Raw genomic sequence first — 20,459 nt, 5'->3', positions numbered from 1 at the left:
GAATGCGAGACTTGTCTTCATGCATTGCTCACAAGACCTCATTTTCACAACAAAAACGCCATTTCCCCGATGATGCAATACACTGTAATTCATAAGTGAAAAATGCGATACCAAACAGTTACTTCAGTACCATTAAAAAGATTCTGCACCTAAACTTCTGACAGAGCTTGGTAAAAGCCAATCTTCCAAAACTACAACTACTATTTGAAGCCAATTAATCCATAGGAAATACTCGACATGTCTGGAATGCGCACATTAGGCGAATTCATTGTAGAAAAACAAACCGATTTCCCTCATGCCAGTGGCGACTTATCGTCATTACTCTCTTCAATTCGGCTAGCCGCGAAAATTGTAAACCGAGAAATCAATAAAGCAGGTCTAGCCGATATTACTGGCGCAGTCGGTACTGAAAACGTTCAAGGCGAAGAACAACAAAAGCTCGACGTTTATGCCAATGACAAGTTTAAGGCTGCACTGGAAGCTCGAGATCAAGTATGTGGAGTAGCCAGTGAAGAAGAAGACGAAGCGGTCGCTTTCAATAAAGAACTGAATAAAAACGCCAAATACGTGGTTTTAATGGATCCTCTTGATGGTTCCTCCAATATTGATGTTAACGTTTCGGTCGGCACTATTTTCTCCATCTACCGCCGCGTTTCTCCCATCGGCACACCGGCAACCGAAGAAGATTTTCTGCAACCTGGTCATCAGCAAGTCGCGGCAGGCTATGTTATCTATGGTTCGTCAACGATGTTGGTGTACACCACAGGCAAAGGCGTCAACGGCTTCACTTACGATCCTTCTCTCGGCACCTTCATTCTCTCTCATGAAAATATGACAATTCCTAAAAATGGAAAAATCTACTCCATTAACGAAGGCAACTACGTTCGTTTTCCTCAAGGTGTGAAGAAATACATTAAATACTGCCAAGAGAACGTTCCTGAAGACGGTCGTCCCTATACCTCGCGTTATATTGGTTCACTAGTAGCCGACTTTCACCGCAATTTGCTTAAAGGTGGCATCTACTTATACCCGAGTACACAAAGCCACCCGCAAGGAAAGCTGCGCCTATTGTACGAATGCAATCCAATGGCATTTCTGATTGAACAAGCTGGCGGCTTAGCATCAGACGGTGTAAATCGAATCATGGATCTAAAACCCACCGAGCTTCATCAACGAGTACCGTTTTTTGTTGGCTCCGAAAGTATGGTGAATAAGGTAGAAGAGCATTTGGAAATTTATGGAGAAGCTCCATAAATAGCAATTGCATTGCAATTTCAGTAAGGAATTGCGGATTTTTGCGAGAATTAGACCAAATGCCAGTTTACAGGGGTGTACCTTTGCCGCTAAAGTTTGCGGTTGAAATTTACGCCCTATTCTATAAAGGACCCATTGATGAGCTTAAACAATGTACCTGCAGGTAAGTCACTTCCAGATGATATCTATGTTGTGATCGAAATTCCTGCGAATGCAGATCCAATCAAATACGAAGTAGACAAAGACTCTGGTGCTGTGTTTGTAGACCGCTTCATGTCTGCTCCTATGTTCTACCCATGTAACTACGGTTACGTAAATCACACTTTGTCTCTTGATGGCGACCCAGTAGATGTGTTGGTTCCAACCCCACACCCTCTAGCACCGGGTTCAGTAATCCGCTGTCGTCCAGTCGGCGTACTAAAAATGACTGACGAGTCTGGTGAAGACGCAAAAGTTGTCGCTGTACCTCACACTAAGCTAACCAAAGAGTACGATCACATACAAGATGTGAACGACCTGCCTGAGCTACTAAAAGCACAGATCACTCACTTCTTTGAGCGTTACAAAGAACTTGAGTCAGGCAAGTGGGTTAAAGTTGACGGTTGGGCTGATGTTGAAGCAGCACGTCAAGAAATCCTAAGCTCTTACGAGCGTGCTCAGAAGTAATTTCTGAAACTATTTGAAAAAGCCAGCGCAAGCTGGCTTTTTTATTGTCTGTTGACTGCCTACTGCCTAACCCAAATACTCTATTTCTCAATAGAGCCTCGACTTCACATTCTTCCAACACCTACCCCCTACAACAAATTTCTGTGACTTTTGCCCCTCAGTAATGAAAGAAGTTACACACAAAAGTATGAGTTAGGCCGACACACAACACGAGTATTGGTATTAATCGCCATCTCATAATTTACAGCAGATATTGGATTGATAAGGTTCTGTGGCACACGGATTGATAGGTTTTTCATTAATGTGGCCTGGTTGTTCATCCAAAATTCACTGAATCGATTGGGAGACCATCATGAAAAAACTCGCACCACTTTGTGCATCACTAGTTATGTTGAGCGCTTTTAATACCCATGCTGACGCAATTTCCAAGGAAGAGGTCGTAGAGGCTCAAATTGGCTGGGGAGAGGGAATCGTAAAAATTGGCCGCTCTGACACACCAAGAGAAGAAGCGATTAAACACTTGGAGCAGTTTTATGCATTCGGCCAAAGTCCTGTTTTGTTCAAGCCTACCTTAGCGTCTGTTGATCAATTTCGCGGAACCAAAAGTGAGGCATTGTCTTACTTTATTGGGCAGGATTTAAAAGAAGACAAAGGGTTTGCTTTAGCGCCATATACAAAGGTGCGCTGGGAGAACGAGGGCATCATTACTAACGGCAACTATGCCATGGCGATGGGTAATTACTTTTTTACCAAAACAACGGGTGAAGAAGTCAAAGTCGAATATTCATTTGGATACATCAAAGATGAAAGTGGAGAGTTGAAGATCAACTTGCATCATTCATCTTTACCATTTAATCCAAACTAGACTTGTTCAAATACAAACAACAGATTGAGTAGGTCATTAGGTAAGGGCCTACTCGATCTCAAAGTGGTACAGAAGATCAACCGCGCTATCTAAACCAGATACGGCTTGAATATACAGATCTTGCATTAACTGATAACGCACCGTGAACTCACCAACAGAATCGAAAATGCCGACGCCATACTTCACCTGTAAACCAGGCATCACATAACCACTCACTGTCACCTGCGAGCTATCGCCTGAGCCAGCCGTATCCAATTTTAGATCTTGCACACCAAATGCCTCACCAAGTTGCCCCACCAACTTACCGCTTTTTGCTAGGCTCAATCCAATTAGCGCGGTGGTCATACCGCCACCTTTTGATGATGCATCTAAGTTTTGGCCGCGCAGTAGATACGACAAGGCATTGGCCTGTGGCATCGCTGGTTCAGAGAAGATAGTCATTTGTGGATCGTCGGCAAGTCCAGTGACTGCAACCCCAGCAATCACACCATCTTGAGTATTGTCTGGATTGCGAATGGCTTTAATATCCACAAAAGGCTGGTCCACAGGACCATTCATCAAGACTTTACCGTCTTTGATCAGCAAGTCTTGACCAAATGAACGATATTCTCCATTTACGATATTGACCTCACCGGTTACGAACGGCGCTTGATCGCGCCGAGCAACATTGAGCTTACCGCGCAGATCACCTTCTAAACCAAACGCAAAGACTTTAAAGTCGTCGCCAATATTGATATTCACATTAGTTTGTACGTCAAATGGAATAGGCGCTTGTTCCGCAACTGGCGTTAAGGTTTCATCTAGAATCACCTGATCACGAGACACTTTCACTGCTGATTCAGGAAGTTCTTCAACCACAATTCTGCCCCAAGGCAAAGAGATGTCCCCAGCTATAGTTGCCGTTCCCGGTACCACATCAATTGACATATCTGGTACCACCTTCATTTTGACTAGTGGCGGCATTTTAACTTGCAGCTCTTCGGCAAAAACTCTCGCTGTGGTTCGCCAGTTATTGATGTCTTGCCAATCGGCTTTGCCATCCACTTCTAATAAACCGTCTGGTGTTTGAATGTTGGCATCGAGGCTCGCCTTATAGCCAGTAAATTCAATCGCGATCTCACCGGAGTCAATATCAATGGGCGTTATTTCGCCTTTCACTTGAATATCTTTTGCCACCAAGTCACCAGTGACTTTTGGATGGTCAACACTGCCAGATAGCTTGACATTCAAGTTCAGCAAAGACGCCAGCTCACTGTATTCATTGAGCAAGGGAGCTAAAAAACCTAAATGGATATCTTCGGTTTGCAAATGCGCGTCAAGTTGCTTGTTTTCGGTTGTGACATCGGGAATTTTAAGCGCAGCTTTGATATCGCCATTATCAATCACATCCAGATAAGCTTCGGCGCTAAGTTCATTATTCTGTAGATTGGTCGAGGCTGTTATGGACTGCCAATTAAGTGTCACAGGTGCCGCGCCAGCACTAGAGGTGAGCGACCCGGGGCTCAATTCCAAATCTAAATTTGCGCTCAAGGGCGACTCTGCCTGCCAAGTTACTTGGCTATCGATGTTCGCCGCCCCTTGAATCGCCAACTGCTCAGGTATGTACTGAGCAATTTGAGCAAACGCGAAGTTAGTTAAACTGACGTCAGCTTCAATCTTGTCGCCTGTTGTAATGGGTTTGTTCAAACACAAACTGGAGTCGGCTTGACGCCAGCAGTGCGTCGATACGCGCAGTTGATTGTTCGGTGAAGCAAATGAGACACCCAGTTTATCGACAAGCGACCAAGTTCCTTGTTCTGTAGTTAAAACAGTATTATTTAGATGACCGTGCCATGTTAGATCATCTGCTCGTTTTAACTCCCCAGACAGTTCGGTGGCTAACTGCGCTAAGGGGGACTGAAGGTTAAAGTTGGCGCTATGCTTAGCTTCGCTTCCTCGCAACGCCATCAATACACTATCAATCTTTTGTTGTTCGTTTTGTATGCCTGTGAGCCTTAACTTGAGATCTGCACTGAGTTCGCCCAAAGGTTCTAACGTTCCCTTTAACGATCCTGAGTGAACCGAGAGCAACTCTTGCCAAGCTAAACGCTTGACGCCGAGATCTAATGCGACTTTAGGATCAGATTGCGTTCCGGTCACCTGAACCTCACCCGTAATCTCACCAGTACTACCCGGTAAAGAATGGGAAAGATCTGGAACTTGTATCGAAACGGTCAGGTCCAAGTTTTGACGAGCATTCCCAATCACCTCGATTTGATTGTCACCGTGCGCCAGTTGCAAACCTTGAGTTTCAACCACTAGCTCGCTGCCGTCTTGATGCCCTTTGGCAGATAAGGTGCCGTTCAAATTGAGAGGGTACTCTCGCAGAATACCCTCTATATCCAAGCTAGACAGCTCAACTGCCCATGTTTGATCTTCAGTTATCGTGCCAGAGGTAGACAGAGCACCACTAATCTCTCCCTCAGCTTGTGGCCAGAACAATCCCGGTTGAATACTTGCCAAATTCAACTTAGCATCCCATTTCAACCCCGAACGCCAATCAACCGACGCTGTGCCGGACAATTCACCACCCAGTGTTGCCAATTCAAATGCACTAGCGTCAAAGTCAAATAGTGAGCCTTGTCCAGAGACAAAAAAATCCGTTTCTGGAGCCAGTTCAGAATTCACAGTGCCCTTGGTTCTTAACGCAAACTGATGTTGGTCACCCTTTAGATTCAAGGTGGCGACGTTGAGTTTATGTTGAGGCTCGCCCTCCAATGGCCAAAACAGCTGAGTTTGCGAAAGTGACACATCAAATTGAACCGGCAACTGCAACGGGCGTAATTGAGCGCGGATTGTTGACGTCAAAACTTGTTCGAGGGATGCCACTAAATTCAATTTAGCCAATGAGCCAGAAGCTTGGAGTGCAAATTTTTGTCCGGTGATCGGCGCCTTATAAACCTCACCTTTCACAGAGAGCTCAAGTGGATACTCACCCTTCAGTGCGATTTCAGCTTGCAAGTTTGCACTTGCGGCTGGTCCATTGAGTTCTAGCTTTGAGATGTTTATTTTTTGTTTCGCGGCCATCAGCGTCAGCTCTAAACGCTCAATACTGGCATCGGGCTGCTCGGCTAACTGAAAGTCTTGTACTGCAAAACGGTCAACCCGTAACTGAATAGGCAAGTGGATCTCTGGTAATGATATAGGTTGAACCGCGGTTTGTGTGCTGTCTTCATTTAGCGACGAAGGCTCTGGCGGTATATGCGATTCCGCCAATTTGATGTGAGGCGAGAGCCAATCAACATCTCGTATGTGTAAGCGGTTTCCTTGAAAAGACAGTGACGTAGTGAGTTTCTCCCACTTAATTTGCTGATCTTGAAATAGGATATTGGCGTCATCAACAGAAAATTCGTTGATTTTAATGGCAACGGGCGTGGTGATGTTAACGGGAGAATCCGATTGTCCATCAACTTCAGAAGTAGTAGTTTCAGATGACTCCGTTTCCTTGAGATTAATTTCAGCAGTTAAGCCCTGCAGATGAACTTGATAGATACAAATCGAGGGCTCGGTAAAACACGCAGGATTTAGTGCGAAATTGAACTGCTCTAATGAAACATCTACTCCCTGTTGCTCATCGCGAAAAGAGAAATCATGCAGCTGAACTCGTTTAAACAGCGCCCCTTCCGCTCTGCCTATTGAAAGATTAGGCACGTAGTTAGACAGTTGAGCGTGAACGAGATTGACTCCTACAGGTGTATACAACAGGACAACAAGCGCCACTACAGCAGTGATCGCGATAGCCAATAAGCTCGAAAATAGGATCTTTACCGCTTTTTTTAACATCTAAAGCTCTGGCCCCAAGGTAAAGTGGATCTGAAATTCATTGCCTTTAGTGGCATCTAAGCCCCATGCAAAGTCTAATCTGATGGGGCCAACGGGAGATTGCCAACGCACGCCAACCCCTGTACCTCGTTTGAACTCAGGATCGCGATTAAATGCATCGCCATAGTCGTAAAAGGTCGCTAACCACCAGTTACCGGTTACCCGATATTGATATTCTGCCGATGCCGTGGCGAGATACTTACCCCCAGTCAACGCCCCACTGCTGTCAGTTGGAGCAATCGATTCATAGTTGTACCCTCGTATTGTATTATCACCACCCGCGAAAAAACGCAGGGAGGGAGAGAGCTTACTGAACTCATCGGTGACATTGGCCGCGCCATCTAGGCGAACCAGTCCTCTATGGTTTGAATTCAAGCTTCGAATCCAAGAAGCACCGCCTATTACTCGTAAGACATCGGTTTCAGATACGACAGACTCGTTACCATATTCCATCGTGAGCGATAATTTGTCACCCCAATTTGGCATAGCCCCGCCGCGAGTACGGGTACGACTAACGGTTGCACCAGGTAGTAAAAACTGCGCGCTGTCTTCTTGGATACCTTGCTCATAGTTTTCAATCAGGTACCGAGTATATAGAGTTCGTTGCCAACCCGTTTCTGCCAACCAATGGCGTTCTACCGATAAATTAGACTCTAAGCTTTCGGTATCGCGATTATCGACTTTTTTCATTCCATATTGGACTTGATAAAACTCGCGCAACACGTCTTCCAATGGGATCTTATAACTGGCACTGATGACTTGCTCTGGTTTGGAGATTTCAAACCGACTCTCAATGCTGTGACCACGAGAGTTGTACCACGGTTTTTTCCATGCCAACGTGCCTCTCGGGCCCACATCGGTAGAAAAACCAATACCGGTTTCAAACTGATTCCGAGCTTGAGGTGCCAAGCTCACATTGATGGGTAAAGCTCGTTGGGTCGCGGTTAAGGACAAATCAGGTTCAACCAACACCGATGAGAACCAACCAGTTTGAGATAAATTCTGATTAAATTCGGCTATTTTGGCGACTTGGTAATCGTCACCTTCCGAAAATGGTGCCAAAGAATAAATTTTATCGTGATCAATTTGGCTGTTTTCAATCTTTAGCTCACCAAACTGGTGGCGGATACCGCTTTCAAAATGCAACTTGATATTGGCTTGTTTTAGCGCAGGAATCACCTCGAGTCGAGAAAGGGTAAAGCGCCCAGAAAAATACCCTTTCTTTAGCGCTAAACTGGAAATCGCTGACTTCAAATTTTCGTAAGTGGAATGATTTAAGGTAAAACCCGCTTGCAACCCGCTATTGGCAACCAAATTTTGAAAATCCGGATCTTGCTCAGCCTCTCCTATGAGACGAATATCCACCTCGGATAACACAGTTGCGGGGCCCGGTGATATTTCTCCCACTAACTTGTCTTGTTCTTTATCGACCACAAAGTCCACATCAGCATGATAATAACCTAAGGCATTTAGCGCTTGCTGAATATGGCTTTCCAATCTGGCTTGAAAACGCAATGAAGTTGAATAGTCGTCTTTCGCTATCGAAGTTAAATGTGCGTTAACATTGGTTAGTAGATCAGCTTCTAACCCCACCAGTTCAAGCTCAGTTGCCTGAATATGGCTAGTAACGCCAATCGAAACGAATAGTGTGGTTGCAGATAGTATTGAGGTTCTGATCATGTTAAATATGACAACGTACAAACAATGGTTAGGGCTGAGGCATTTAGCCAATACAGATTGAGCTAGAATAACGCGCCGAGCCTTCAAAGTGTTAAAAAAACTGTCAAATCTCAGTATTCGTCGATTCAGGAACTCACATGCTAGATAAAAAAACCATGATTACCGCTGAACAAGCTTTGCCGGGACGCGAGCAAGCGATGCAAATTGAAGATCGTCATTTTGTAAACGGGTCTTCAATTACAGCTGCTCCAGTCAATACGCAACAAGAGATCTTGATTGGTATGGGATGTTTCTGGGGAGCAGAACGTTTGTTTTGGAAACTTGATGGCGTTGTAAGTACATCAGTTGGCTACGCTGGTGGTTATACTCTAAACCCAACCTATGAAGAGGTCTGCTCGGGCCAAACTGGACACACCGAAGTGGTAAGAGTGGTATTTGATACTGAGATCATTTCCCTCGAATCGCTGCTCACGTACTTTTGGGAAAATCACGATCCAACTCAAGGCATGCGTCAAGGTAACGACCAAGGTACTCAATACCGCTCTGCTATTTATACCAGTCACCCGGAGCAAGCAGCGATCGTAGAGCAAACCAAGGCCGCATACCAAGCATTGCTTGGCGCTAACAAACCAATCACAACCGAAATTGGTAGCAACCAAACTTACTACTTTGCCGAAACTTACCACCAGCAATACTTGGCCAAAAACCCCAACGGATACTGCGGTCTAGGTGGAACCGGAGTTTGTTTTCCACCAAGCCTTCAAGGTTGATTTAAGTCAACTAACCTCTTATCAGGTGGCACTCGCCGCCTGATTTTTGTTTCTGTCTTTGTCTAATCCGGTCACAATCTGGCACCAGCATAGTCACAAACGCGCATAATTTGGTCACAACCCCCTGAATCTTGAATTGTTAATCTTACACATGCCCATGTGTGAGTATTACACTTCAAGGAGGAAACCATGCGCCCACTTACACTGTATTTAATAGCCACGACTCTCATTATGAGCACGACGTGTTTTGCCCATAAACTCGAGGTGGGGCAGCCGCTCCCACAAGTGAAGATTGAAGAGCCTGGTGAACTGCATTCCGAAGGCAAAGACATTCGCTATCAAGCCTGGCATACCGATTTAGTTCCTGGAAAAGTACGTCTGATTCATGCCATGGCTGGCCGATCAGAAGCTGATGAAATGAATACCTCTTTGATTCAAGCGATCGATGAAATCGGCTTTGATCAACAACACTATCAATCAACGACAATTGTCGATCTAGACGATGCCATGTTTGGTACTCGAGGCATTATCAAATCCATTGTCGAGGAAAACAAAGTTGCCTACCCTTGGGAAGCCATCATCTTAGACAGTGATGGTTTAGTGACCGAAACATGGGAACTCGATCAGCGCTCATCAATGATCATAGTGACAGATAAATCGGGAACCGTCAGATTTGCCCATCAAGGCCCTTTAAACGATCAACAAATCACCACAGTGCTAAATCTAATTCGAGAACTCATCTAAAACGCCTTTGATATTGGAATCGCTACTAGATGATGGGGCGTGTCGGATGGATCATTTTTTATCTACACGCCATACTTGAGCTTCAATCCACAAGAATCCAATCAAGATGCTCAAAATCACGCCATTATTATTCCTTTTAACTTTAAGTTCTTCACTATCAGCTCACAATTTACAAGTGGGCCAGCCTCTACCGCCAACTGAGGTGAGCGAACACGGTGAGATTCTGTTGGAAGGACAAAAAACCTCGTATCAAAATTGGGACACCAATCAAGTGGTAGGTAAAGTTCGCGTTATTCAAGCCATTGCGGGTAGAAGTAGCGCAAAAGAGCAAAATGCCGATTTGATGTCTGCTATTACTCAATCTCAATTTCCGGCAGAAAAATACCAAACCACAACAATTATTAATCAAGATGATGCTATTTGGGGTACGTCTGGATTTGTAAAGTCTTCGGCTGAAGACAGTAAAATAGAATTTCCATGGTCTTCGATCGTGTTAGACGAAACTGGAGTCGTTGCCGAAAACTGGGATCTATTGGAAAAATCTTCAACTATTGTGGTTCTAGACGCGAAGGGTAATGTTCAATTTGTAAAAACTGGTGCGCTAAATTCTGAAGAAATTACTAAGGTACTTGAACTGGTTAGAAGTTACTTTTAGTCATTGGCATTACGCAAAATAACGTCCCGTTATAGCTGGAAAAAATCCAGACTTTGCCAACACGGGTAGTGTTATAGTATAACATTACTCGTTTTCTTTGATCGGTTCGTACTGTAGTGATGAATGTTCCAAAAACCTATTCCGTACTACCTCTCATACTACTGGTCATTGCCATCGCTTACTCCGCTAGCGCGCATAGTGTTGAGTCACCTGAACATCACAATCATCAATGTGAGTTGTTAACCTCGCTAGCGCATGGTTTATCATCTGAGTCGTCCATAACAACAAGTGTTTGGGCGCAATTTATCCATCACTCTGAGCTCTCTACTTCGATAAAGTCGAGCAATACAGTAAGCACTCGCTCACGCTCTCCACCAAGTCCGTTAATAACCATTACCCCAAACTTTTTTAAATTATTAGTGAACTAGGAATTCCCATGAAAAAAACAATCATTGCACTTGCGTGTGCTTCTACTTCAATTTTGGCTCATTCTGTTTTGGCAGGTGAAGGTCGCAATCATCGTCAGCATGACGCTCATACTCATGGCGTAGTTGAATTTAACCTTGCTCAAGATGGTAAGCATATTTTGGTCGAAATAACGGCACCGGGTTCAGATGTGGTTGGCTTTGAACACGCTCCTGAAAACGACTCACAAAAGCAAGAAATCATGGCGGGTAACAAAAAACTCGCTGACGCGACTAACCTGATTGCATTTACCGAAGCCGCAGAATGTCATTTAGACGCAGTTGAGGTGACCAATACATTGGACGCTTCTCTAAAAGTGATGAGTGAGCATGATCATGGCGATCATAAACATGATGACCACAAGCACGACCATCATGACGATCACAAACACGATGATCACATGCACGACCATCATGACGATCACAAACACGATGACCACAAGCACGACCATCATGACGATCACAAACATGATGACCACAAGCACGATCATCATGACGATCACAAACATGATGACCACAAGCACGGCCATGACCATGACCATGACCATGACCATGACCATGACCACGGTAGCCATGGTGAATTCACAGCGCAATACCAATACCACTGTCACCACATGGAAAAACTTGACTCTTTCTCGACCAGTTGGTTTACATCATTCAGTTCAACTGAGCGCATCACGTTAAATTATCTGACAGATAACAAATCGGGTACTAAGGATTTGAAAGCTGGTTCAGCGTCCGTCAAATTCTAGTTTCTGAGATGTAACCAGATCAGTTGCTGCCGCCGGACCTCCGGCGGCATTGCAGATTAAAATAATCTGAGGTTCTTGTATGAGCTCTTCACAAGTAGTTGAATTGCAAAATGTTCATTTTTGTTGGCCACGACAACAAACCGATACCTTACGAGATCTGTCATTTAGCCTTAACGCAGGCGAGCACCTCTTTTTGAAAGGTCCGAGTGGCAGTGGTAAATCTACCTTGTTGAGTTTGCTGACTGGCATCAACATGGCGACTCAAGGTAGCGTCACGATATTGGGACAAAATTTGGCTGAATTGAAGGCTCACCAAAGAGACAAGTTTCGTGCGGACAATATCGGCTATATTTTCCAACAATTTAATCTACTGCCTTATCTTAATGTACTCGACAACGTAAAACTCTCATGTCGATTTTCCAACGCTCGTCTATCAAAACTGACTGACACTCTAGATAACGAAGCAACGCGCTTATTGCTCGAGCTTAACCTTGCGAAAGAACTGCATACCTCCCCAATCACTGAGCTAAGTATTGGTCAGCAGCAGCGTGTGGCGGCGGCCCGTGCGCTTATCGGCGCTCCACCTATCATTATCGCTGACGAACCTACCTCTGCATTAGATTACGAAAATCGCAATGCGTTTATCCAGGTATTGCTGGAGCAAGTAAATAAAACCAATTCGACTTTGATATTTGTCAGCCACGATCCGACACTCGCCACTCATTTTCAGCGCAAATTAGACCTCAATACGCTCAGTGAGTCAGGATTAGACAATAGAAATGAGGTAACACTATGACCACATTTCATTTGGCATGGCGCTCAGTCGCCAACCGCAAAACCAGTGCTATTTTAACCATTTTAACGGTCGCAATTTCGGTTGTGCTTTTGCTCGGTGTAGAACGCATCAGAACACAAGCCAAAAGTAGCTTTGCCAATACCATTTCAGGTACCGACTTAATCGTTGGTGGTCGCTCAGGATCCGTAAACTTATTGCTCTATTCCGTCTTTCGCATTGGCAACGCCACTAACAATATTGATTGGCAAAGCTATCTCGATATTAAAGAGCATCGCTCGGTCAAGTGGTCAATTCCCATATCACTAGGCGATTCTCACCGAGGGTTCCGAGTGATAGGCACCACACTTGATTACTTTGAACATTACCAGTTTGGGCAAAAGCAATCGCTATCATTCAAACAGGGAAATGCTTTCGCAGGACTATTTGAAACCGTGATAGGTGCAGATGTGGCGAAAGAACTCGGCTACGAGATTGGCTCTGAAATCATTATTGCTCATGGCATCAGCGACGTTGCTTTTAGTCGTCATGACAATTTGCCTTTCAAGGTAGTAGGAATACTCGCTCCTACCGGAACTCCTGTAGATAAATCGGTCCACGTTTCGCTACAAGCAATTGAAGCCATTCACGTTGGTTGGGAGTCAGGTGCGAAACTCGCCAATACACCACCCGCCGAATGGCTCCTGCAACAAGAATTCCAACCCAAGCAAATAACTGCTGTGTTACTTGGCTTAAAATCGCGACTACACACGTTTGCTCTGCAAAGAGAAATCAATACTTATCGAGATGAACCGTTAAGTGCCATCTTGCCCGGTGTCGCACTTCACGAGCTTTGGGGAATGATGTCTATTGCCGAAAAAGCACTGATGGCAGTCTCAGGTTTTGTTGTCGGGGCAGGACTACTTGGCATGTTGAGTAGCTTACTTACCAGCTTGCAAGAACGTCGTCGTGAAATGGCTATTTTGAGAGCCATGGGCGCGAGACCCAGACACGTCTTCTCATTACTTATTCTCGAAGCAAGCGCGTTAACACTTTGTGGTATCGCCGCTGGTATAGCTGGTCTGTATTTACTCATGGCTGGACTCGCTCCTATCATTCAGAACCAATACGGTATCATTCTTGAGCTTTCACTACTCAGTCAGCATGAGTGGATATTGCTTGGTTTTGTGCAAACCGCTGGCATAATGATCGGATTGATACCAGCGATCCGTGCATACAAACAATCGCTGAGTGATGGAATGACCATAAGGATCTAACATGATAAAAACTGCGTGGTTGACGTTTTTATTCACGCTGTTCAGCATCTCGACCGTTAATGCCAGTGACGTATTGAAGTTAGAATGGATAGACCTGATTCCTGAGTCTGAGCGAGAAATGTTTGACTCGGTCGGTATGCCATCGATTGAAATAGACCACAATGGTGAAGCAGTTCTGCAATCTAAAGTCGGTACAGTACGCAAAGAACTCGCCGGCAGTGTGGTTAAAATTCCGGGCTTTGTAGTACCACTTGAAGGTGACGAAGACACCATTACCGAATTTTTGCTGGTACCCTATTTTGGGGCGTGTATTCATGTGCCGCCGCCACCGCCAAATCAAATTATTTACGTTCGTTTTCCACAAGGCGCACCGATACAGGAGCTGTGGGATGTGATCTATGTGATCGGAAGACTAGAAACAGAAACCGTGAGTTTAGACTTGGCTGAAACGGGATACGTGATAGAAGGGCTGAGAATCGAGCCTTACGATGACATGTAAACAAACACAAAAACAAACGTCCTAATCAGGGCGTTTTTTTGTGTTTATTATTAGTTTATATAGTTAGATAGGTACAGCAACACACCTACATACGCTAGCAGCAAGAGCGCTAGTGACCAGTGCTTACGACTACGATTTTGATTGGAATACTTCATACAGCCCTCTAATATAACAATAACAATTTTAACAAGTTATTATCATAAGTGATAGTGCAAATTTTTGAACTGTACAAGCCGTATCAAACTGGCTCACCGGATGAGAAACAAGTAGAGTAGTGGTTGAAAAGGTATTGCTGTGGAGCAAAATAAAGAATGAGTCAGACCAAACCACCTGTCACCATTGACCATGCACCGCAAGACGCGAAACCGAACACTTCCAGTAAAGAACAGAGTCGTTCGCACTACATAAAAGACAGCGGCAGCCGAGTCATCAGTATCGCTCAGGCCCACGGTTTAGACGCTCGTCTGCAAAGCGAAAAACCAGAAAAAAATGCCTTAGAGCGAGCCTTGATTCGCGAGCGCAAGAAACGTGAGCAACGACAAAAGAACCTTGAACAGATACTCAAGCTCGCTCACGATGCCTGTAAAAATGAAACAGCAGGTGATCCTGACCAAGATTGGTTAACGCGTTTTTTCGATATGGCGCAAGATGTCCATAACCCGTCGATGCAAAGACTGTGGGCTCAGGTGCTAAAAAGAGAGATCACCAACCCTGGTTCTACTTCAATGAAAGCCCTCAAAGTGTTACTCGATATGACGCCAAAGGAAGCACAAATACTGCAGCGTGCTGCAGCGTTGGCTTGCTCATTTGGTAGTGATACCAATCGCAAGTTGATCACGGGTATCCGAGCAAACAAAGGGCTATTTAGTTTTGGTAAACGCACCACGACAGATAACATCAATACCGGAAGTTACCAATTGCCCTATTCCAGTCTGTTGATCTTGTTTGAGCTGGGATTGATGCACAATACAGAGCTTGAATCGGGTGAGATTGAGTTGTCCTCTCCATTGCCACTCTCATATCAAGGTAAAGATGTCTCACTTCAGGCACAAAGCAAAGGCGTTTCGATTCTGTATTACCGTTTTACCCCAACTGGCAATGAGTTATGCAAACTATTAGGGAACAAACACAATACGTCTTACTACGATCAACTCATCGCCTTGTGTAGCCAAAAGTTCACGGTGCACGCTGATTCGAGTACCAACTCTATTGATGAGAAGGTGTAATCACATTTCATTTCTCAGAGAGAGAAACACTAAAAAGCCGACCTCACAAGGTCGGCTTTGCATTTCAATTGCTTTATAGAGATTCCTTGTTAGCTGCGTAGTGTTTTAAACGCGTTGATCAAGCCATTGGTCGAACTGTCGTGAGAAGATACTTGCTCAGCGTCAGTTAGCTCTGGAAGAATCTGGTTAGCCAGTTGTTTACCTAGCTCCACACCCCACTGATCAAAACTGAAGATATTCCAGATAGCGCCTTGAACAAAAATCTTATGTTCATACATAGCAATCAAACTACCCAGTACTTTCGGCGTGATTTGCTTAACTAAGATTGAGTTGGTTGGGCGGTTACCTTCAAACACTTTGAACGGCAACAATGCAGCAATTTCTTGCTCAGATTTACCCGCCGCTTCCAGTTCCGCACGGACGGTTTCTGCAGATTTACCAAACGCCAATGCTTCTGTTTGCGCGAAGAAGTTGGACATCAATTTCTGATGATGGTCCCCAGCCGGGTTATGGCTGATAGCTGGCGCGATAAAGTCACAAGGAATTAGCTTAGTACCTTGGTGAATCAACTGATAAAACGCGTGCTGGCCATTGGTTCCAGGCTCACCCCAAATGATAGGACCAGTTTGGTATGAAACTGTTTCACCATCGCGATCCACATACTTACCATTTGACTCCATGTTGCCTTGCTGGAAGTAAGCCGCAAAGCGGTGTAAATACTGGTCATACGGTAAAATTGCTTCTGAATCTGCACCGTGGAAGTTGTTGTACCAAATACCGATTAATGCCAATAGCACAGGAATGTTCTGCTCAAGTTCAGTGTTGGCAAAGTGCTGATCCATGTCGTGAGCACCTTGCAACAACTCGACAAAGTTGTCGTAACCAATCGATAAAGCAATTGACAAGCCAATCGCTGACCACAATGAGTAACGACCACCTACCCAGTCCCAAAACTCGAACATGTTAGCTGTATCGATACCAAACTCAGATACTGCATTGGCATTGGTAGAAAGCGCGGCAAAGTGCTTGGCTACGTGTGCTTGATCAGATGCTTCAGCAAGGAACCAATCTCGCGCCGTATGGGCATTGGTCATGGTTTCTTGAGTCGTAAACGTTTTAGACGCAATTAGGAACAATGTCGTTTCAGGGTTTAGCCCTTTCAAAGTTTCAACGATATGTGTGCCATCGACATTGGAAACGAAGTGCATGTTTAGATGGTTTTTGTACGGCGCTAGAGCCTCTGTCACCATGTATGGACCTAAGTCCGAACCACCGATACCAATATTCACCACATCGGTGATCGCTTTACCGGTGTAGCCTTGCCATTCACCGGAAATCACTCGATTGGTAAACTGCTGCATCTTTTCTAATACCGCATTAACCGCTGGCATCACATCTTCACCATCGACCAATACTGGGTTATTGCTGCGGTTACGCAACGCAACATGAAGTACAGCGCGATCTTCAGTTTGGTTGATTGCATCACCGTTGAACATGGCTTTAATCGCCGCTGACAAGTCGGTTTGCTTTGCAAGGTCAAACAGGTGAGACAAAGTCGTCTCGTCAATCAAGTTCTTTGAGTAATCGATAAGAACATCTTCACCAAACTTGGTTGAGAACTGCTCAAATCGATTAGGGTTAGCGGCAAATAGCTCGCCAAGATCTAGGTTCTGAGCAACTTCAAAATGCTCGTTAAGAGCCTGCCAAGCAGGTGTTGACGTTGGGTTTACATTTTTCAACATGGTATACATCCCGTATCACGTTCGCGACAATTGCAGCGCCTGGAATACCCATCAGGCCATACAATTTATTTGAATAAGAGTTACGACTTCGCCATTGACCAGTTTGTAATTTAATTTCAGCTGGCTTTGGATTACGTACAATATTGCCGCTTGGCATTTGTACTTTTATTGAGTTGTGTCACCATATCACACTTATCGAGCAAGTAGCAGCCAGATATAGCCTATTCATTTAATAGGCTATACCAATGAATTTTGACAAATAAGGAAGCGTTATAAATGTGGGTTCAACAAGCCATTACTTTACGAGCAAAACCCAGAGGCTTTCACTTAGTAACTGATGAAATCGAACAACAAATCCCACAAGTGACATCACTAAGTGTTGGAATATTACATCTATTTATTCAACACACCTCAGCGAGTCTAACGCTAAATGAAAATGCCGATCCGACCGTACGACACGATATGGAGATGCACTTTAATCGATATGTTCCAGAAGGGGCACCCTATTGCAAGCATACCTATGAAGGGAATGATGATATGCCTGCACATATTAAAGCTTCATTGCTTGGCAGTAGTGTCACCATTCCAATCAGCAACGGGCAACTCAATATGGGCACATGGCAGGGGATTTATTTGGGCGAGCATAGAAACCATGGCGGGCCGCGACGCGTGATCGCGACCATTCAAGGAGAATAAAAAAGGGTTTAGTCGACGTATACCATATCGACTCTTGGGGTGAGTTTGGTAACCAGTTCATAGGCGATGGTGCCAATGTGATTGGCTACCTGTTCGGCGGGGAGCTGCTCCCCCCACAACACCACATCATCTCCGACTTTATCGTTGGGATTTGGACCTAGTTCGACCGTCAACATATCCATAGACACTCGGCCAGCTATTGGTACTTTGCGTCCATTGACCCAAACTGGTGTTCCGTTAGGCGCGGTTCTTGGGTAACCATCCCCATAGCCTATCGCCACCACACCTGTGTAAGTATCTTGATCGGCTGTCCACGTTCCACCGTACCCTACTTTCTCACCCGCTTTGACTTTTCGAACCGCGATCAGGTGCGATTTCAATGTCATAACGGGTAGGAAACCAAGCTGCTGAGCGGTTTTATCGGCAAAAGGAGAAACGCCATAGCTAATAATACCAGGGCGAACCCAATCCAATCGGCTGTCTGGCCAACTTAATAGACCAGATGACGCGGCCAATGAGCGTTCACCTTGGCAACCTTCTGTGAGTGACAGAAACAGTTCAATCTGCTCGTTAGTGACGGGATTATCCAGTTCATCAGCACAGCCGAAGTGGCTGATATAACGCAGGGGTTGAGCCACATTTTTGCACGATTTAAGGCGCGCGACACAATCATCAAACTCTTCTGGGCGAATACCTAAGCGATGCATGCCACTGTCAATTTTAAGCCAGACGTTCACTGGCGTTTCTAAGTTCGCTTGCTCTAGGTCTTCCAGCTGCTCGACGCAGTGCACGACTGTGTGGATATTGTTGGTCACAATGACGGGCAGATCTGCAGACGAGTAACAGCCTTCCAACAACAAAATGGGTTTTACCACGCCACTGACTCGCAGAATCAAGGCTTCTTCGATACGCGCCACTGCAAATGCATCGACGTTATCTTGAGCACGCATCGCAATATCAGCCAGACCGTGGCCATAAGCATTGGCCTTAACCACATTCATGATTTTGCTGTTGGGAGCAAATCGACGTAGCTGTTGTAGGTTGTGCTCCAATGACTTGAGATTAATCGAAGCCGTGGCGGCTTTCATGTAAGTCATAGATTACTCATCATCGTCAAACGCAGGGCCTGCGTAATTGTCAAAGCGCGAATATTGACCTTGGAAGGTTAATCGCACCGAGCCGATAGGACCGTTACGCTGTTTACCGAGAATAATTTCAGCCGTGCCTTTCATGGCGCTGTCAGGGTTATAAACCTCGTCTCGATAGATGAACATGATCAAGTCTGCATCCTGCTCGATAGAGCCCGATTCACGTAGATCCGAGTTCACTGGTCGTTTATCTGCACGTTGCTCCAAAGAACGGTTCAACTGAGACAGTGCCACAACGGGTACATTAAGCTCTTTCGCTAGCGCTTTAAGTGAGCGAGAAATTTCTGCGATCTCGAGGGTACGGTTCTCAGTGAGTGAGGGTACACGCATCAACTGAAGGTAGTCGACCATTATCATTGAAAGGCCACCATGTTCACGAGCGACACGTCTTGCCCTTGAACGAACTTCAGTTGGCGTCAAACCTGAGCTGTCATCGATATACATGTTCTTCTTCTCCATGAGTAAGCCCATGGTTGAAGAAATACGAGCCCAGTCTTCATCATCTAGTTGACCTGTACGGATTTTAGTTTGGTCGACACGAGACAAGGACGCCAGCATACGCATCATGATTTGATCTGCCGGCATCTCTAGCGAGAAAATTAGAACGGGCTTGTCTTGCTCCATTGCCGCGTTTTCACACAAGTTCATGGCAAAGGTCGTTTTACCCATAGAAGGACGAGCAGCAACAATAACGAGATCTGAGCCTTGCAAACCAGCGGTCTTTTTATTGAGGTCAGTAAAACCAGTACTAACGCCAGTCACACCATCTTGAGGCGTTTTGTAGAGAATTTCGATACGCTCAAGAGTCTTCTCTAAAATTGAGTCAACATTTTGAGGGCCTTCATTCTCATTGGTGCGAGACTCGGCAATAGCAAACACTTTGCTTTCCGCGAGGTCGAGAAGGTCTTCTGACGAGCGGCCTTGGGGATCGTAGCCCGCATCAGCAATATCATTGGCCACACCAATTAGATCGCGTACTAGCGCGCGTTCGGCAACAATCTCTGCGTAAGCATTGATATTCGCCGCACTCGGTGTATTTTTTGCCAAGTCAGCGAGGTAGGCAAAGCCTCCTACGTCTTCGAGTTGCTCACGTTGCTCAAGAAACTCAGAGAGAGTAATAAGGTCGAGCGGTTTACCATCTTCGAGAATTTGTGCACAGGCCTCAAACATCAAGCGATGTGGTCGACTGTAAAAGTCTTTTGCTATTACGCGCTCGGCAACCGTGTCCCATCTTTCATTATCAAGTAGCAGACCGCCTAACACGGATTGCTCAGCTTCTAATGAATGAGGTGGAACTTTGATTGCATCGACTTGGGCATCTTTACCAGGTCGAAATTTTTTGTCGGCGCGCGCGTCTGCCATGGGAATTCTCACTAACATTGATTGCT

At 45.2% G+C, this 20,459-nt stretch carries 17 protein-coding genes; 12 read left to right on the top strand and 5 right to left on the bottom strand.

Annotated features, from left to right (window positions below; all coding sequences use genetic code 11):
* The first annotated feature begins 237 nt into the window (after positions 1-237).
* The 3 genes from fbp (at position 238) to ACXAFJ_RS00630 (ending at position 2,785) form a co-directional block, all read left to right on the top strand.
* Positions 238-1,254 carry a class 1 fructose-bisphosphatase gene (gene fbp, locus ACXAFJ_RS00640; RefSeq protein WP_475320717.1) on the top strand — a complete coding sequence of 339 codons (1,017 nt, stop codon included), beginning with the start codon at positions 238-240 and terminating at the stop codon, positions 1,252-1,254.
* Between the two features lie 138 nt (positions 1,255-1,392).
* Positions 1,393-1,920 carry an inorganic diphosphatase gene (gene ppa, locus ACXAFJ_RS00635; RefSeq protein ID WP_475320716.1) on the top strand — a complete coding sequence of 176 codons (528 nt, stop codon included), beginning with the start codon at positions 1,393-1,395 and terminating at the stop codon, positions 1,918-1,920.
* A 352-nt stretch (positions 1,921-2,272) separates the two neighbouring features.
* Positions 2,273-2,785: a hypothetical protein gene (locus tag ACXAFJ_RS00630; protein ID WP_475320714.1), complete on the top strand. Its 513-nt coding sequence runs from the start codon at positions 2,273-2,275 to the stop codon at positions 2,783-2,785.
* Positions 2,786-2,833: 48 nt separating this feature from the next.
* On the opposite strand, the gene tamB is transcribed toward ACXAFJ_RS00630, so the two are convergent.
* Together tamB and tamA are read right to left on the bottom strand one after the other, a co-directional pair.
* Positions 2,834-6,607, bottom strand: coding sequence for an autotransporter assembly complex protein TamB (gene tamB, locus ACXAFJ_RS00625; protein WP_475320713.1), 3,774 nt, complete (start codon positions 6,605-6,607; stop codon positions 2,834-2,836).
* A complete protein-coding gene (gene tamA, locus ACXAFJ_RS00620) occupies positions 6,608-8,326 on the bottom strand; it encodes an autotransporter assembly complex protein TamA (protein WP_475320711.1) in 1,719 nt (572 codons plus the stop codon).
* A gap of 137 nt (positions 8,327-8,463) precedes the next feature.
* Between tamA and msrA the strand changes: the two genes are divergently transcribed.
* From msrA to ACXAFJ_RS00580, 8 genes are all read left to right on the top strand, one after another.
* On the top strand, positions 8,464-9,096 hold the full coding sequence (gene msrA, locus ACXAFJ_RS00615; protein ID WP_475320710.1) for a peptide-methionine (S)-S-oxide reductase MsrA: 633 nt from the start codon (positions 8,464-8,466) through the stop codon (positions 9,094-9,096).
* Positions 9,097-9,285: 189 nt separating this feature from the next.
* Positions 9,286-9,840, top strand: a complete 555-nt coding sequence (locus ACXAFJ_RS00610) for a YtfJ family protein (protein ID WP_475320708.1) — start codon at positions 9,286-9,288, stop codon at positions 9,838-9,840.
* A gap of 106 nt (positions 9,841-9,946) precedes the next feature.
* Positions 9,947-10,495 carry a YtfJ family protein gene (locus ACXAFJ_RS00605; RefSeq protein WP_475320707.1) on the top strand — a complete coding sequence of 183 codons (549 nt, stop codon included), beginning with the start codon at positions 9,947-9,949 and terminating at the stop codon, positions 10,493-10,495.
* Between the two features lie 436 nt (positions 10,496-10,931).
* The gene (gene zrgA, locus ACXAFJ_RS00600) at positions 10,932-11,711 is read left to right on the top strand and encodes a zinc uptake protein ZrgA (RefSeq protein WP_475320706.1); all 780 of its coding nucleotides are present in this window, start codon (positions 10,932-10,934) and stop codon (positions 11,709-11,711) included.
* Between the two features lie 79 nt (positions 11,712-11,790).
* On the top strand, positions 11,791-12,507 hold the full coding sequence (locus ACXAFJ_RS00595) for an ABC transporter ATP-binding protein (RefSeq protein ID WP_475320704.1): 717 nt from the start codon (positions 11,791-11,793) through the stop codon (positions 12,505-12,507).
* Positions 12,504-13,760, top strand: coding sequence for an ABC transporter permease (locus tag ACXAFJ_RS00590; RefSeq protein WP_475320703.1), 1,257 nt, complete (start codon positions 12,504-12,506; stop codon positions 13,758-13,760). The genes ACXAFJ_RS00595 and ACXAFJ_RS00590 overlap by 4 nt, the downstream gene beginning before the upstream one ends.
* A gap of 1 nt (position 13,761) precedes the next feature.
* Entirely contained in the window at positions 13,762-14,259 is a 498-nt protein-coding gene (locus ACXAFJ_RS00585) for a DUF3299 domain-containing protein (RefSeq protein ID WP_475320702.1), read from the top strand.
* A gap of 311 nt (positions 14,260-14,570) precedes the next feature.
* Positions 14,571-15,485, top strand: a complete 915-nt coding sequence (locus ACXAFJ_RS00580; protein WP_475320700.1) for a TIGR03899 family protein — start codon at positions 14,571-14,573, stop codon at positions 15,483-15,485.
* A gap of 89 nt (positions 15,486-15,574) precedes the next feature.
* Here ACXAFJ_RS00580 and pgi read toward each other — a convergent pair whose 3' ends face one another.
* Positions 15,575-17,227 carry a glucose-6-phosphate isomerase gene (gene pgi, locus ACXAFJ_RS00575; protein ID WP_475320699.1) on the bottom strand — a complete coding sequence of 551 codons (1,653 nt, stop codon included), beginning with the start codon at positions 17,225-17,227 and terminating at the stop codon, positions 15,575-15,577.
* 276 nt (positions 17,228-17,503) lie between these two features.
* Here pgi and ACXAFJ_RS00570 point away from each other — a divergent pair, with 276 nt between their 5' ends.
* Positions 17,504-17,923, top strand: a complete 420-nt coding sequence (locus ACXAFJ_RS00570) for a secondary thiamine-phosphate synthase enzyme YjbQ (RefSeq protein ID WP_475320698.1) — start codon at positions 17,504-17,506, stop codon at positions 17,921-17,923.
* Positions 17,924-17,931: 8 nt separating this feature from the next.
* On the opposite strand, the gene alr is transcribed toward ACXAFJ_RS00570, so the two are convergent.
* The gene (gene alr / locus ACXAFJ_RS00565; RefSeq protein WP_475320697.1) at positions 17,932-19,020 is read right to left on the bottom strand and encodes an alanine racemase; all 1,089 of its coding nucleotides are present in this window, start codon (positions 19,018-19,020) and stop codon (positions 17,932-17,934) included.
* 3 nt (positions 19,021-19,023) lie between these two features.
* The gene (locus ACXAFJ_RS00560; protein ID WP_475320695.1) at positions 19,024-20,433 is read right to left on the bottom strand and encodes a replicative DNA helicase; all 1,410 of its coding nucleotides are present in this window, start codon (positions 20,431-20,433) and stop codon (positions 19,024-19,026) included.
* Positions 20,434-20,459: the final 26 nt, after the last annotated feature.

It is taken from the genome of Vibrio sp. ABH4_348 (assembly GCF_056159765.1).
This window is presented reverse-complemented; position numbering and strand designations above follow the sequence as displayed.

Bases quoted from the DNA above. Each gene is read 5' to 3' on its own strand.
- fbp (WP_475320717.1), top strand. From the start codon at position 238: ATGTCTGGAATGCGCACATTAGGCGAATTCATTGTAGAAAAACAAACC.
- ppa (WP_475320716.1), top strand. From the start codon at position 1,393: ATGAGCTTAAACAATGTACCTGCAGGTAAGTCACTTCCAGATGATATC.
- ACXAFJ_RS00630 (WP_475320714.1), top strand. From the start codon at position 2,273: ATGAAAAAACTCGCACCACTTTGTGCATCACTAGTTATGTTGAGCGCT.
- tamB (WP_475320713.1), bottom strand. From the start codon at position 6,607: ATGTTAAAAAAAGCGGTAAAGATCCTATTTTCGAGCTTATTGGCTATC.
- tamA (WP_475320711.1), bottom strand. From the start codon at position 8,326: ATGATCAGAACCTCAATACTATCTGCAACCACACTATTCGTTTCGATT.
- msrA (WP_475320710.1), top strand. From the start codon at position 8,464: ATGCTAGATAAAAAAACCATGATTACCGCTGAACAAGCTTTGCCGGGA.
- ACXAFJ_RS00610 (WP_475320708.1), top strand. From the start codon at position 9,286: ATGCGCCCACTTACACTGTATTTAATAGCCACGACTCTCATTATGAGC.
- ACXAFJ_RS00605 (WP_475320707.1), top strand. From the start codon at position 9,947: ATGCTCAAAATCACGCCATTATTATTCCTTTTAACTTTAAGTTCTTCA.
- zrgA (WP_475320706.1), top strand. From the start codon at position 10,932: ATGAAAAAAACAATCATTGCACTTGCGTGTGCTTCTACTTCAATTTTG.
- ACXAFJ_RS00595 (WP_475320704.1), top strand. From the start codon at position 11,791: ATGAGCTCTTCACAAGTAGTTGAATTGCAAAATGTTCATTTTTGTTGG.
- ACXAFJ_RS00590 (WP_475320703.1), top strand. From the start codon at position 12,504: ATGACCACATTTCATTTGGCATGGCGCTCAGTCGCCAACCGCAAAACC.
- ACXAFJ_RS00585 (WP_475320702.1), top strand. From the start codon at position 13,762: ATGATAAAAACTGCGTGGTTGACGTTTTTATTCACGCTGTTCAGCATC.
- ACXAFJ_RS00580 (WP_475320700.1), top strand. From the start codon at position 14,571: ATGAGTCAGACCAAACCACCTGTCACCATTGACCATGCACCGCAAGAC.
- pgi (WP_475320699.1), bottom strand. From the start codon at position 17,227: ATGTTGAAAAATGTAAACCCAACGTCAACACCTGCTTGGCAGGCTCTT.
- ACXAFJ_RS00570 (WP_475320698.1), top strand. From the start codon at position 17,504: ATGTGGGTTCAACAAGCCATTACTTTACGAGCAAAACCCAGAGGCTTT.
- alr (WP_475320697.1), bottom strand. From the start codon at position 19,020: ATGACTTACATGAAAGCCGCCACGGCTTCGATTAATCTCAAGTCATTG.
- ACXAFJ_RS00560 (WP_475320695.1), bottom strand. From the start codon at position 20,433: ATGGCAGACGCGCGCGCCGACAAAAAATTTCGACCTGGTAAAGATGCC.